The sequence below is a fragment of the Streptomyces sp. NPDC087906 genome (assembly GCF_055584925.1).
Genome location: NZ_JBVJLC010000009.1, coordinates 74,077 through 86,884 on the forward strand (window position 1 = coordinate 74,077; position 12,808 = coordinate 86,884).

10 protein-coding genes and 1 other RNA gene are annotated in these 12,808 nt (G+C 71.5%); 6 read left to right on the forward strand and 5 right to left on the reverse strand.

What is annotated here, in order from left to right; genetic code table 11:
* Positions 1-43: 43 nt before the first annotated feature.
* A complete protein-coding gene (locus ACZ63I_RS24825) occupies positions 44-901 on the forward strand; it encodes a GNAT family N-acetyltransferase (protein ID WP_469341196.1) in 858 nt (285 codons plus the stop codon).
* 17 nt (positions 902-918) lie between these two features.
* Here the strand turns inward: ACZ63I_RS24825 and eda are convergent, their stop codons facing one another.
* Both eda and yaaA read right to left on the reverse strand, forming a co-directional pair.
* Entirely contained in the window at positions 919-1,548 is a 630-nt protein-coding gene (gene eda, locus ACZ63I_RS24830; RefSeq protein WP_469341197.1) for a bifunctional 4-hydroxy-2-oxoglutarate aldolase/2-dehydro-3-deoxy-phosphogluconate aldolase, read from the reverse strand.
* A 102-nt stretch (positions 1,549-1,650) separates the two neighbouring features.
* The gene (yaaA, locus tag ACZ63I_RS24835; RefSeq protein WP_469341198.1) at positions 1,651-2,466 is read right to left on the reverse strand and encodes a peroxide stress protein YaaA; all 816 of its coding nucleotides are present in this window, start codon (positions 2,464-2,466) and stop codon (positions 1,651-1,653) included.
* A gap of 120 nt (positions 2,467-2,586) precedes the next feature.
* On the opposite strand from yaaA, the gene rnpB reads away from it, so the two are divergent.
* Together rnpB and ACZ63I_RS24845 are read left to right on the forward strand one after the other, a co-directional pair.
* Positions 2,587-2,987, forward strand: an RNA gene (gene rnpB / locus ACZ63I_RS24840) — RNase P RNA component class A.
* A gap of 319 nt (positions 2,988-3,306) precedes the next feature.
* Positions 3,307-4,299 carry a glycoside hydrolase family 6 protein gene (locus ACZ63I_RS24845; RefSeq protein WP_469341199.1) on the forward strand — a complete coding sequence of 331 codons (993 nt, stop codon included), beginning with the start codon at positions 3,307-3,309 and terminating at the stop codon, positions 4,297-4,299.
* A 66-nt stretch (positions 4,300-4,365) separates the two neighbouring features.
* On the opposite strand, the gene ACZ63I_RS24850 is transcribed toward ACZ63I_RS24845, so the two are convergent.
* On the reverse strand, positions 4,366-5,490 hold the full coding sequence (locus ACZ63I_RS24850) for a PP2C family protein-serine/threonine phosphatase (RefSeq protein WP_469341200.1): 1,125 nt from the start codon (positions 5,488-5,490) through the stop codon (positions 4,366-4,368).
* Positions 5,491-5,620: 130 nt separating this feature from the next.
* Between ACZ63I_RS24850 and ACZ63I_RS24855 the strand changes: the two genes are divergently transcribed.
* The 3 genes from ACZ63I_RS24855 to ACZ63I_RS24865 are packed head-to-tail and all read left to right on the forward strand — an operon-like array spanning position 5,621 to position 10,527.
* Positions 5,621-7,078: a cytochrome ubiquinol oxidase subunit I gene (locus ACZ63I_RS24855; protein ID WP_469341201.1), complete on the forward strand. Its 1,458-nt coding sequence runs from the start codon at positions 5,621-5,623 to the stop codon at positions 7,076-7,078.
* Between the two features lies 1 nt (position 7,079).
* Positions 7,080-8,108 carry a cytochrome d ubiquinol oxidase subunit II gene (locus tag ACZ63I_RS24860; protein WP_469341202.1) on the forward strand — a complete coding sequence of 343 codons (1,029 nt, stop codon included), beginning with the start codon at positions 7,080-7,082 and terminating at the stop codon, positions 8,106-8,108.
* 52 nt (positions 8,109-8,160) lie between these two features.
* A complete protein-coding gene (locus tag ACZ63I_RS24865; RefSeq protein WP_469341203.1) occupies positions 8,161-10,527 on the forward strand; it encodes an FdhF/YdeP family oxidoreductase in 2,367 nt (788 codons plus the stop codon).
* Between the two features lie 63 nt (positions 10,528-10,590).
* Here the strand turns inward: ACZ63I_RS24865 and ACZ63I_RS24870 are convergent, their stop codons facing one another.
* Both ACZ63I_RS24870 and ACZ63I_RS24875 read right to left on the reverse strand, forming a co-directional pair.
* The gene (locus ACZ63I_RS24870) at positions 10,591-11,613 is read right to left on the reverse strand and encodes an alcohol dehydrogenase (protein WP_469341204.1); all 1,023 of its coding nucleotides are present in this window, start codon (positions 11,611-11,613) and stop codon (positions 10,591-10,593) included.
* 140 nt (positions 11,614-11,753) lie between these two features.
* Positions 11,754-12,668, reverse strand: coding sequence for a DUF3152 domain-containing protein (locus tag ACZ63I_RS24875; RefSeq protein WP_469341205.1), 915 nt, complete (start codon positions 12,666-12,668; stop codon positions 11,754-11,756).
* Between the last annotated feature and the right edge of the window lie 140 nt (positions 12,669-12,808).

A 12,808-nucleotide genomic window follows, 5' to 3' on the forward strand; every position in this document is an offset into this window, starting at 1 on the left:
CAATACGGTTGCGGCGGCCTGTTGTCGGCCGGGATCATGAGCCATGACCTGGCAACTGACCTCGGACGCCGAGGAGTTCCGCCGCGCCGCCGACGAGCATCTGGCCGCCGACGCGGCGCGGCACTCCGTACTGCTCACCGTCAGCGAGTCGCTGCGCCGCGAACGGGGGGCGTCCTCGGCGCAGTTCGGCTGGTGGCGCGAGCGGCCGGACGCGCCGGTCACCGGCGCGTTCTTCCGTACGCCGCCGCTGCCGCCTTTCCTCGGGCCGCTGCCGGCCCGTGCGGTGACCGAACTGGTGGGCGTGCTGCGCGCCGACGGCTTGGTGCCGGTGACCGGGGTGCGGGGGACGGCCGAGACCGCAGCGGCCTTCGCGCGGGCGTGGACGGGGCGCGACGGCGGCTGGACAGCGGCCAAGGAGATGCGGCTCTACCGGCTCGGCGAGCCGACGCCCCAACTCCCGGCGCCCCGGGGACGGGTACGGCCGGCGGCCGCGGACGACGTACCGCTGGTGGCGCGGTGGCTGAGCGCGTTCGCCGCCGAGGCGGGGGAGCCGCGCCGGACGGAGCCGCGCCGGACGGAGCCGCGCGCCGCAGCCGAACAGCGGGCCGCCGAAGGCCGGTTGTTCCTGTGGGAGGTCGACGGCAGTCCGGTGTCCATGGCCGGTGTTTCCCCGCTCGTCGCCGGACAGATCCGGATCGCACCCGTCTACACCCCTGCCGGACTGCGCGGACGCGGCTACGCGGGAGCGGTGACGGCGGCGGCCGGTGAGGCGGCGCGGCGTGCGGGCGCCCAACAGGTCGTCCTCTTCACGGACCTGGCGAACCCGACGAGCAACGCGCTCTACCAGCGGCTCGGTTACCGCCCGGTGGCGGACTTCGCCTCGCTGTCGTTCGAGCCGTAGGCCAGGCCCCCCGTAGCTCAGGCCCGGCGACTGAGCCGCAGTGTGGACGCCTCGCGCGCCAGCGCCTCCACCCGGTCCCAGTCCTTCGCCGCGACGGCGTCCGCCGGGAGCATCCATGTGCCGCCCACGCAGCGGACGTTCGGCAGCGCGAGGTACGACGGCGCCGACTCGGCCGTGATGCCGCCGGTCGGGCAGAAGGTGGCCTGGGGGAGCGGGCTCGACAGGGACGTGAGATAGGCCGTGCCGCCCGCGGCCTCCGCGGGGAAGAACTTCATCTCCGTCACCCCGCGCTCCAGCAGCGCCACCACCTCGGAGGTCGTGGAGACCCCCGGCAGGAACGGCACCCCTGACCCTCGCATTGCCGTCAGCAGGGTGTCCGTCCACCCCGGGCTGACCAGGAACCGGGCCCCCGCCGCCACGGAATCGGTCACGGCGGCGGGCGTCAGCACCGTACCGGCGCCGACCACCGCGTCCGGCACACCGTCGACGATCGCGCGGATCGCGTCCAGCGCGGCGGGCGTGCGGAGCGTCACCTCGATCGCGGGCAGGCCGCCGGCGACCAGGGCGCGGGCCAGCGGTACGGCGTCGGCGGCGTCGTCGAGGACGACGACCGGTATCACGGGGGCGAGGTCGAGCACGGAGGTCATGGGGGTCATCCTGCCGCGCGCGTCCCACCGTCCGCAATGCCCGTTGCGCAGGATGCAACGGACGGTCATGACAGCATGACGGCTGGATGACGCCCAAGCGGATCAGTGGATCTCGGAGACCACCACATCCAGCTCCCACGTCTTCCCCGCACGCGCCGGGGGCGTCGCCTCGACCACGTACCCCAGCTCCCGCAGCGCCTCCACCAGCCGCGCGGGATCCTTCGGCCGGGCGCCCGCCGTCAGCAGGTCCCGGACGATCCGGCCCTTCGTGGCCTTGTTGAAGTGGCTGACCACGGACCGCTTCTCGGCGCCGGTCGCCGGGTCGATCTGCGCGTGCAGCACCCGTACCGTCGCCGTACGGCCCGCCAGTTCACCCTCGGCGCGCCAGGCGCCCGCGTACGCCGACGACCGCAGGTCCAGGACGACACCGCCGCCCGCCGCCTCGGCGGCCGACGGCAGGACGGCCGCCATGGGAGCGCGCCAGTGCGCGGCGAGCGCGCCGATGCCGGGCAGCTTCACGCCCATCGCGCAGCGGTAGGGCGGGATGCGGTCACCGATGTGCACGGCGCCCCACAGCCCGGAGAAGACCAGCAGCGACTTCGCGGCCCGCCGCCGCGCCGCAGCGTCCAGCGTGGCCAGGTCCAGCGCGTCGTACAGCACGCCGGTGTAGAGCTGCCCGGCCGGCCGGGTCCCCGCCGTCCGCAGCAGTACGTTCTTGGCGACCTCGCCGCGCAACCCCTCGGTCAGCCCGAGCACCTCGCGCGCCTTCTCCTCGTCGGCGGCGCACAGCTCGACCAGCTCGTCCAGCACGGCCTCCCGCGCCCCGGCGAGTCCCGGCAGGGACAGCGACTCGGGCTTCAGCGGGGCACCGCGCCCGGACGCGGCCTTTCCCTCCGACGGCGGCAGCAGCACGAGCACGGTGGTTCTCCTTCGGGGGATCAACTGACGGGGTGCGCGGCCCCCGGGCGCCAGGGTAGGCGAACAGCCGCCGAGGCGTTCCGCACCCCTCCGGCCGGGTAACATGAGCCCCACGGCAGACGAGCCGGGCGGGCGGCCGCGTCAAGATCTCCGATCTTGCCGAGGAACGTCCGGGCTCCACACAGCAGGGTGGTGGGTAACGCCCACCCGGGGTGACCCGCGGGACAGTGCCACAGAAAACAGACCGCCCGGCGCTTCGGTGCCGGGTAAGGGTGAAACGGTGGTGTAAGAGACCACCAGCGCCCGAGGTGACTCGGGCGGCTAGGTAAACCCCACCCGGAGCAAGGTCAAGAGGGGCCGTCGGTTGACGGCCCTGCGCGGACGTCCGAGGGCTGCTCGCCCGAGTCCGCGGGTAGACCGCACGAGGCCGGCGGCAACGCCGGCCCTAGATGGATGGCCGCCTCCCCGGCCGCCGCGAGGCGACCGGGCGACAGAACCCGGCGTACAGCCCGACTCGTCTGCCGCCCACCACGGACGGCGTCCCGGACCTCCCACGTCACCTGCGGTGGCCGCCTCGTGAGGGGGCGTCATCCGGCGGATTCCGGGCTGCGGTTGCTCGGCGCGCGTCTCGGTGGGCGTCCGCCGTCGCGCCCTCCCGGACATCCCTAGAGCCTCGTCGAACTCATTGACAGCGGACTGTGGCCCCTGTCACTGTCTCGTCTGACAGCGGCGGTTCTCGGAGAATTCCGAGGGGTCCGCCGCTCGACCCTCCCCCCACCTGCGTTCCCCCGCGGCTGAGTCATCGCCAAGGTGGGAGCGCTCCCAGAGAGGTTTGCGCTCATGAGAAAAATGATGCGTACGCTCGCCGCGACGGCATTCGCGTGTCTGGTCCTGCCCCTCGGCGTCGGGCAGGCCGCCGCCGGCGTGCAGGCCGAGGCCGGCGTGCAGGCGGATCCGATCGGTATGACCAGCGGGTTCTACGTGGACCCGAACTCGAATCCGGCCGCCTGGGTCGCGGCGAACCCCGGTGACGGGCGGGCGGCGGCGATCCGGGACAACATCGCCTCGCGGCCCATGGCCCGCTGGTTCGGTGCCTGGAGCGGTGACATCGGGGCGGCGGTGGGCTCGTACGTGGGAGCCGCCGACGCCGCCGACAAGCTTCCCCTCCTGGTCGCCTACAACATCCCCGGCCGCGACGCCTGCGGCGGGCACTCCGGCGGCGGTGCCGGTTCTCCGGACGCGTACCGCTCCTGGATCTCCTCCTTCGCCTCGGCCATCGGCGGCCGACCGGCGCTCGTGGTGATCGAGCCCGACTCCCTCGGCGACTTCAGTTGCATGTCCCAGCAGGCGATAGACGAGCGCAACGGCATGCTCAAGGACGCCGTGGCGCAGTTCTCGGCGCAGGCGCCCAACACCTGGACGTACCTGGACGCCGGTAATCCCGGCTGGATCGACGCGGGTGCCATGGCGCGGGCTCTCGACGGCGCGGGGATCCGCGACGCGCACGGCTTCGCTTCGAACATCTCGAACTACTACAGCAACGACCGGAACATCGGCTACGGCAACTCCGTCAACTCGGCGCTGTCGTCGTCCTTCGGCTACACGAAGCCGTTCGTCATCGACACCAGCCGCAACGGCAACGACTCCAACGGCGAGTGGTGCAACCCCGCCGGGCGGAAGACCGGCGCCGCCAGCCAGACGGGCGGCGGGGCGGAGATGCTGCTGTGGCTGAAGACCCCCGGTGACTCCGACGGCGACTGCGGAGTCGGCGCGGGCTCGGCGGCCGGCCAGTTCCTCCCGGAGATCGCGTACAAGCTGATCTACGGATACTGAGCCCCCCCGACGCGTCACTGCGGGCCGCGCCCTCCGGGGTGCGGCCCGCAGTCATCGGTCCCGCAGTCATCGGTCCCGTTCGGCGCTGACCGGGATGCGGGGCGGCGGCGGGAGTTGCTGGATCGCCAGGACCGCCACGTCGTCCGAGAGCCGGCCTTCCGTGTGTGCCGTCATGTCCTGGAGCAGGTGGTGGAGCAGTTCCTCCGGGCCGGTCAGCGGGAAGGCCGCCGCGCGCTCGGCCAAGGGGTAGAACGCGCCCTGGGGCGAGCGGGCTTCGATCACGCCGTCCGTGTAGAGCAGCAGCGTGTCGCCCTCGGCGAAGGTGAAGGTGTCGGTGTGCAGGCCGGGGGCCGCCAGGCTGCCGAGGCCCAGTGGGGGTGCGGGGTCGCTCGACTCCAGGACCGTGATGTGGCCGTCGCGCAGCAGCAGGGGCGGCGGGTGGCCGCAGTTGATCATCGTGCCCTGTCCGGTGGCGTCCGGCAGGTCCAGGACGAGGGCCGTCACGAAGTGCTCACCGGGGTCCTGTTCGATGTCTCCCGCGTCCTCGATGTCCGCGCTGACGCTGTCCTCCATCGCCTGTACGAGCGCGGCCAGCGTCTCGCAGTGCCTGGCCCCCTCGCGGAACGCGCCCAGGACGACGGACGCCTCGCCGATGGCGGCCAGGCCCTTGCCCCGTACGTCGCCGATGACGACCCGGCTGCGGGTCCTGTCGGGGCGTACGACGGCGAACAGGTCACCGCCGATCTGCGCGTCGGCGTCGGCCGTCAGATACCGCCAGGCCACCCCCAGCGGTCCCAGGCGTTCGGGGGGCGGCCGCAGCAGGACGCGCTGGGCGGTCTCCGCCACCACCCGTACCCGGCTCAACTGCTGGCTGTGCGCCTCGCGCAGGTAGCAGAAGAAGACCACCACCGCCGACAGCAGTACCAGCGCGGCGAACTGCCACTCGTGGTTCGTGGTGCCGACCCCGCCGTCCAGCGCCGTGATCACAACCTGCGCCACCACCGCTGCCGCCGCGATGATGGCGGTGCGCCAGGGCCCGGCGAACGACGCGGTCAGCGCCGGTGCGATCACCAGCAGCGGGCTGAGATAGACATCGCTCGGCGACACCAGGGCCGCCGTGATGATCACAATAATCAGCGCAATGGGAACGATCAGCAGCCGTCCTGCGGCGCGGCCTGGAAAATCATGCAACCGCCGGATATCCATCTGCCCATTCTTGTTGCCCGACGCACCGAATGCGGTGAAGGCGGCGGCGCGTCACCGCATCCTCGGTGCGCGAAAAACCTAAAATTCACGCACTTCGCATAAACAGAGGTGCAAGGTGTTCAGACCGTCCGACGTGGCCCGGCACCTCCTGGCGCTGCCCGCAGAGCCCGCCCAACTCCTCCCGGCCCGGGAGCAGATGGCCTTCACCCTCGGCTTCCACATCATCCTGGTGCCCTTCGGCGTCGCCCTGACCACGCTGATGCTCATCGCCCACCACCGCGGCCTGCGCACCGGCGACAGCCAGGCACTGCTGCTGGCGCGGCGGTGGTCGAAGGTGGCGGCCGTGCTGTTCGCCGTCGGAGCCATCACGGGGACCGTGCTCTCCTTCGAACTGGGCATTCTGTGGCCCGGATTGATGAGGAAATACGGCCCCGCCTTCGGATTCCCCTTCGCCGTCGAAGGGCTCTTCTTCTTTCTTGAGGCCATCTTCGTCTCCATCTACATCTACGGATGGGGCCGAATGCGGCCCTGGGCGCATTTCTGGTCCGGTGTGCCCGTCGCGCTGTCGAGCATCGGCGGCACCGCCTCGGTCATCGCGGCGAACTCCTGGATGAACGAGCCCGGCGGTATCACCGTCCGGCACGGCACGGTCGTCGGCGTACGGCCCGCCGAGGTGTTCTTCAACAAGGCCTTCTGGTGGGAGTTCCTGCACATGCTCCTCGCCGCGTACATCGTCGCCGGCTTCGCCGTCGCCGGGGTGTACGCGTGGGGCATGCTCAAGGGCCGCAGGAGCGCCTACCACCGGCTGGGCTTCACGATCGGCTTCACCGTCGCCGCCTGCGTACTGCCGTTCCAGATGCTGGTCGGTGACACCATCGCCCGGCAGGTCTTCAACGACCAGCCGAACAAGTTCGCCGCCATCGAACTGCTTCCCAAGACCGACAGCCATGTCTCCGAGACGCTGGGCGGTGTGCTGATCGACGGCAAGGCCCGCTACGGGCTGCCCGTCCCCGACGTGGCCTCCCTGCTGGCCGGCTTCTCCCCGTCGACCACCATCAAGGGCATCGACGCCATCCCCGCCGGCGTACGGCCCACGGACCGGCAGGTCAACATCGTCCACTGGGCGTTCGACATCATGGTCGGCACCGCGAGCCTCCTGCTGCTCCTCGCGCTCTGGTACGCCTGGCTGTGGTGGCGCCGCCGCGAACGTATCGCCGTCAGCCGCCCGTTCCTGTGGGCCGCCTCCGTCAGCGGCCTCGTCGCCATCCTGTGCCTGGAGAGCGGCTGGGTGGTCACCGAGGTCGGCCGCCAGCCCTGGACCGTGGACGGGCTGCTGCTCACCCGCGACGCCGTGACCACCCGGGGCAACCTGTGGGCGCTGTTCGGCTGCGTCCTCGCCCTCTACCTCGCCGTCGGCGCCGGGGCGCTGTGGGTGCTGCGGTCCATGCGGTCCCGCTGGCGGCAGCACGGCGACGAGACCGTCGACGTACCGTACGGTCCCGAGTCGGGCGACGGGCCCCCTGGCCCACCGCCCGCCGCGCAAGCCGGGCACTCCCAGGGAAAGGTGTCCTAGCGTGCCCGACGCGGTGGCGGTATTCCTCTTCATCGGCGTCATCGCCTACTGCCTGCTCGGCGGCGCCGACTTCGGAGCCGGCTTCTGGGACCTGGTCGCCGGCGGCGCGCGCCGAGGGCGCGCGCCACGCGCGGCGATCGACGCCTCGCTCGCCCCGGTGTGGGAGGCCAACCACACCTGGCTGATCTACTGCCTCGTCATCCTGTGGAGCGGATTCCCCACCGCGTTCACCGCCATCACCACCACCCTCTACCTGCCACTGGTCCTCGCCGCGCTCGGCATCGTGCTGCGCGGCGCCGGGTTCGCGTTCCGCAAGACCGCCATCCGCACCCGCGAACAGCGCCTGTACGGAGCCGCGTTCGCGCTCTCGTCGGTGCTGACGCCGTACTGCTTCGGCTCCGTCGCCGGGGCCCTCGCCTCGGGCCGGGTGCCGACCCGGGGCAACGGCGACGCCGTCACCAGTTGGCTCAACCCCACCAGCGCCCTCGGCGGCGTGCTCGCGGTGCTCGTCTGCGCGTACCTCGCCGCCACCTATCTGATGGTGGCCACGCACCGCGCCGGCGACCGGGGGATGTACCGCTACTTCCGCGACCGGAGCCTGGCCGTGGGCGCGGTGACCGGCGCCGTCAGCATCGGCGGCATCTTCGTCCTCCGGTCGGACGCGCCCCGCCTCTTCCACAACCTCAGCCACCGGGCGCTGCCCCTGGTGGTCCTGGCCGCGCTCGGCGGTGTGCTCGGCCTGCTCGGGCTGTGGGCGGGCCGGACCCGCGGCCAGCGCGTGATCGCGGCGGGGGCCGTCGCGCTCGTGGTGTGCGGCTGGGGTGTGTCGCAGTACCCGTACCTGCTGGGTACGCACCTCTCGCTGCACGACGCCGCGTCCCCCGACGCCACCCTCGATGTGCTCGTGGGCGTCGCGTGCGTGGCGGTGGTGCTGATCCTGCCCTCGGTGGTCCTGCTCCTGCGGCTGGCGGGGCGCGGCGCCATCGGCGCTGACCACCCAGCGGATGAGGGTCCCGGCGACCCGGCGTAGCCTGAGGTGATGTCCGGAATCACACGATAATTCGTGCGACGAGGAGATCCTCATGTCGAACACGCCCCGCAGGGTTCCCGGGGACGACCTGGGCCGGGGAGCGCCCGGCGTCGCGGCGCGCGGGCGCGGCCCGAACCGCCCGGGGGAGGCCCCGTCCCAGCAGGACGACACGGCGCCGTCGGCGGGCTGGGGCGCCGCCCGCAGTGTGCTGAAGGTCCTGGCCAGGACGCACGAGCCGGCGAACGGTCCGAAGGCCGTCATGAAGATGAACCACGAGAACGGCGGGTTCGACTGCCCGGGGTGCGCCTGGCCCGACGACATCAAGGGCCTGCATCTGGACGTGTGTGAGAACGGCATCAAGCACGTCACGTGGGAGATGACGCACAAGAAGGCGGGCCGTGATTTCTTCGCCGCGCACACCGTCACGGAACTGTCCGGCTGGAGCGACTTCGCGCTGGAGGACCAGGGGCGGCTGGCCGAGCCGATGGTCTACGACCCGGCCACCGACAAGTACGTGCCCATCGGCTGGCAGGACGCGTTCGACCTGGTCGGTACGGCGCTCCGCGGACTGGACAGCCCGGACGAGGCCGCGTTCTACACCTCAGGGCGGCTGAGCAACGAGGCGACGTTCCTCTACCAGTTGTGGGCGCGCGAATTCGGCACCAACAACCTGCCCGACTGCTCGAACATGTGCCACGAGGCCTCCGGGCGCGCGTTGCAGGCGTCCCTCGGCACCGGCAAAGGCACCTGCGACCTCAAGGACTGGGAAGAAGCAGACCTGTTGATCGTCATGGGGGTCAACGCGGCCACCAACGCCCCCCGGATGCTGACCGCGTTGGCGGAGGCGTACCGGCGGGGCGTGCAGATCGTGCACGTCAATCCGCTGGTCGAGGCCGCCTCGCGGCGCACGATCGTGCCGCACGAATTCGGCGCGATGGCCACCTTCCACCCCACCGACACCGGCACCATGGATGTGCAGGTGCGCATCGGCGGCGACCTGGCGCTGCTGCGCGGCGTGGCCAAAGCCGTACTCGAAGCCGCCGAGGACGATCCGGCCGTACTCGACCGCGAGTTCGTCGAAGGACACACGGCGGGCTTCGACGCGTACCGCGAGCTGGTACGGCGTACGGAGTGGGCGGACCTGGTCCGCCAGTCCGCGATCGACGAGCAGCAGATCAGGAAACTGGCCCAGGCGTACCTCCGTTCGGACCGCACGGTCATCTCGTGGTGCCTCGGCCTCACGCAGCAGGAGCACGGGGTCGACACGGTCCGCGAGATCGTAAACCTGCTGATGCTGCGGGGCAACATCGGCCGGGAGGGCGCCGGGCCTTCGCCGGTGCGCGGGCACAGCAACGTGCAGGGCAACAGGACGTGCGGTATCGACCACCGTCCGACGCCCCGGTTCCTCGACGTGCTGGACGAGGTCTGCGGGATCAACGCGCCGCGTGCGCACGGCCTGGACACCGTCCACACGATCAAGGCCATGGGCGAGGGGAAGGTGAAGGTGTTCGTCGCGCTCGGCGGCAACTTCGCGCTGGCCACGCCCGACACCGATGCCACCGACGCCGGGCTGCGCACCACCGAACTGACGGTCCAGGTCAGCACCAAACTCAACCGCAGCCACCTCGCGCACGGCAGGCGGGCGCTGATCCTGCCGTGCCTCGGGCGCACCGAACACGACATGCAGGCCGCGGGGGAGCAGGGCGTGAGCGTCGAGGACGGGATGAGCATGGTGCACATCTCGTACGGCATGCGGCATCCTGTGTCGCCCCACCTGAAGTCGGAGTGCGCGATCCTGGCCGGGATGGCCCGCGCGACGCTGCCGGCGTCGCACACCCCGTGGGAGTCGTACACCGCCGACTACGACCGGATCCGCGACACCATGGCACGCGTGCTCCCGGGTTTCGAGGACTTCAACCGCCGGGTGCGCGAGCCCCTCGGCTTCCGTATCGCCCAGCCCGCCCGCGACCGCGTCTTCCTCACGGCCTCCGGCAGCGCCGAGTTCCACGACTCGCCCCTGCCGGACGTGGTGCCGCCGGACGGGCGGCTCGTCCTGTCGACGATGCGCTCGCACGACCAGTTCAACACCACGATCTACTCGGACGACGACCGCTACCGCGGGGTGAAGAACCTGCGCACCCTGCTCTTCATGAACCGCGAGGACATGGCGGCACGCGGGCTTGGCGAGCTGGACCTGATCGACATCACCAGCCACGCCCGCGACGGCAGCACCCGCTCGGTGTACGGATACCACGTCGTCGCCTACGACATCCCGCGCGGCAACGTGGCCGGGTACATGCCGGAGCTGAACATCCTCTGCGGGCTCGGCGATTACAGCCCGCAGAGTGATCAGCCGCTGATGAAGCACCAGTTGGTGAGCGTGGCGGCCTCCGGTCAGCCGGAGGCCGCCTCGGGGTGATCAGGGCTGGCCTCGGGGTGACCGCCTCGGGGTGACCAGGGCTGAGAGGCGAGCGGCCCCCGCTCAGGACATGGTCAGCACCATGCGGAACCTGGCGTCACCGGACATCATCCGCTGGTAGGCCTCGCCCGCCGCGTCCAGCGGCACGGTCTCGACCATCGGACGGACCCCGCTGCGCACGCTGAACGCGTAGGTGTCCTCGACGTCCTGGGACGTGCCGGACGGGTGGCCTTGCACGACCCTGCCAGGGATGACCAGTTGGGTGGGGGCGATGTCCAGGGACGCCGTGTCAGCGCCCACCGCGATGAGTTCGCCGCGCGGCAGCAGGCCGTCCACAACGGCCGAGATGGCCCGCGAGTTGGCGGCGGTCGCCAGGACCGCCCGAGCGCCGCCCAGGGCTTGGAGCGCTTCGGCGACCGAGGTGCCGGCCGTGCTGTCGATGTAGTGGTGCGCGCCGAGCTGCTTGGCCAGGTCGGCCTTGTCGGCGCCACGGGCGATCGCCACGGTCTCGAACCCCATCGCCACCGCGTACTGGACGCCGAGATGCCCCAGTCCGCCGATGCCCAGGACGGCGACCAGGTCACCGGCGCGGGCGGAGCTGCGCCGCATGCTGTTGTACACGGTCACCCCCGCGCAGCCGAGCGGCGCCGCCTCGGCGGCCGAGAGGCCGTCGGGGATCCGGGCCAGGGCGTCCTGCGGCACGATCACCGTCTCGGCGAAGCCGCCGTCGTAACTCCAGCCGGGCACCTTGAGGTTCTCGCAGACGATGAAGTCGCCCCGCCGGCAGGGCGTGCAGTGGCCGCAACTGCCGCCGAACCAGCCGACGCCGACGCGGTCGCCCGCACGCCAGCCCTCGTAGACGCTCTCACCGACCTCCTCGATACGTCCCGCGATCTCGTGCCCCGAGACGAGGGGGAAGGTCACACCGGGCAGTCCGCCGCTGACGAAGAAGGCGTCGCTGTGACAGACGCCGCAGGCTTCGACCCGTACCCGTACGTGCCCCGGGCCGGGGACGGGTACCTCGCGCTCGGTGATCGTGAACGGACCGTTGGCGACGTCGACTTGTGCGACTCGATAGGTGCTCATCGGATCTCCCGCATCCATGCTGAGACGGCCCCCGTACCAGCGAACCAGGTCAGGCAGGATCACGCATGCCGAGACGACGGTAGGTGCCGGTGTGTGCACAGTCCGTGTGTGCGCAGTCCGTGTGTGTAAAGCGCATGTGTTCACAGCGCCGGCGGTCCCGCGACCGGGCGGCCCTTCTTGTCGTACGGCCACGCGTTGGCGACGCAGCCGTGCAGGCCCTTGATCTGCTGCATCATGACGGGGGCCAACCGCCCCGGGCCCGGACAGGACTCGTGCTGGTGGCCCAGGAAGTGCCCCATCTCGTGGTTGATGATCAGCGCCCGGTAGTCGTGGATCGGTCCTTCGAACGTGGGCGAGCCCTTGGTCCAGCGCTTCAGGTTCACCACCACCCCGTTGGGGACCTCGCAGTTGTACTCGCCTCCGGTGTCCTGGTGGATGCCCGCCCAGCACAGGCGGTCGGCCGTATGCGCAGTCGCGATCCGCACCCGGAGGTCGTACGCCTGCCCGGGGCCCACCAGTTGGAACGAGGAGACGCCGTCGTCGGTCCAGCCGCGGGGAGCGCCCAGTATGTCGGCGATCTCGTCGGCCGCGGCGACGGGCGACAGGCCCGTACCGTCCTCGACCTCCACCCGGTAGCGGAGCGGATCGGTGCCGTGACCGACCGTGGTGCCGGTGGCGCCCTTGGTGCGGGCGGTGGCGAACGTACCGGGGCCCGACGCGGGGAGCTTGGTCGCGCCGGGGGCGGACGGCGACGGTGTCGGCTCGGGGGTGGGGGCGAGGCTGGGGGAGGGGGCGGCGGGGGTCGGCCTGACGTACACCACGCGCGGCGCCCGCGAAGGGGCGCTCGACACGTCACCGCGCTCGCCGCCGAGGAAGAACGCCGCCGAACCGAGCAGTCCGACGGTGACGAGGGCGCCGAGCAGTACCGCGCGTCGGCGGCGGCGGACGCGGCGGCGGACACTGCCGCGCGTACGGCCACGCGTACGGCCGCGCCGGTGGGCGGCGGCGGTGCTGTCGGTGTGAGGTGCGGGTTCTTGCTGTCGTACGGAGGGCATGGCAGCGCAGACTGCTCACGCCACATGATGGACGTTGGTCCGGATGGTCACGAAACCATAACGAACGGCTCGGTGGGCGGCACGCGGGCCGGTGGGGCGCTCCTGCCGCGATGAGTTTCGGCCCGGTCGCGGGTCTGTTC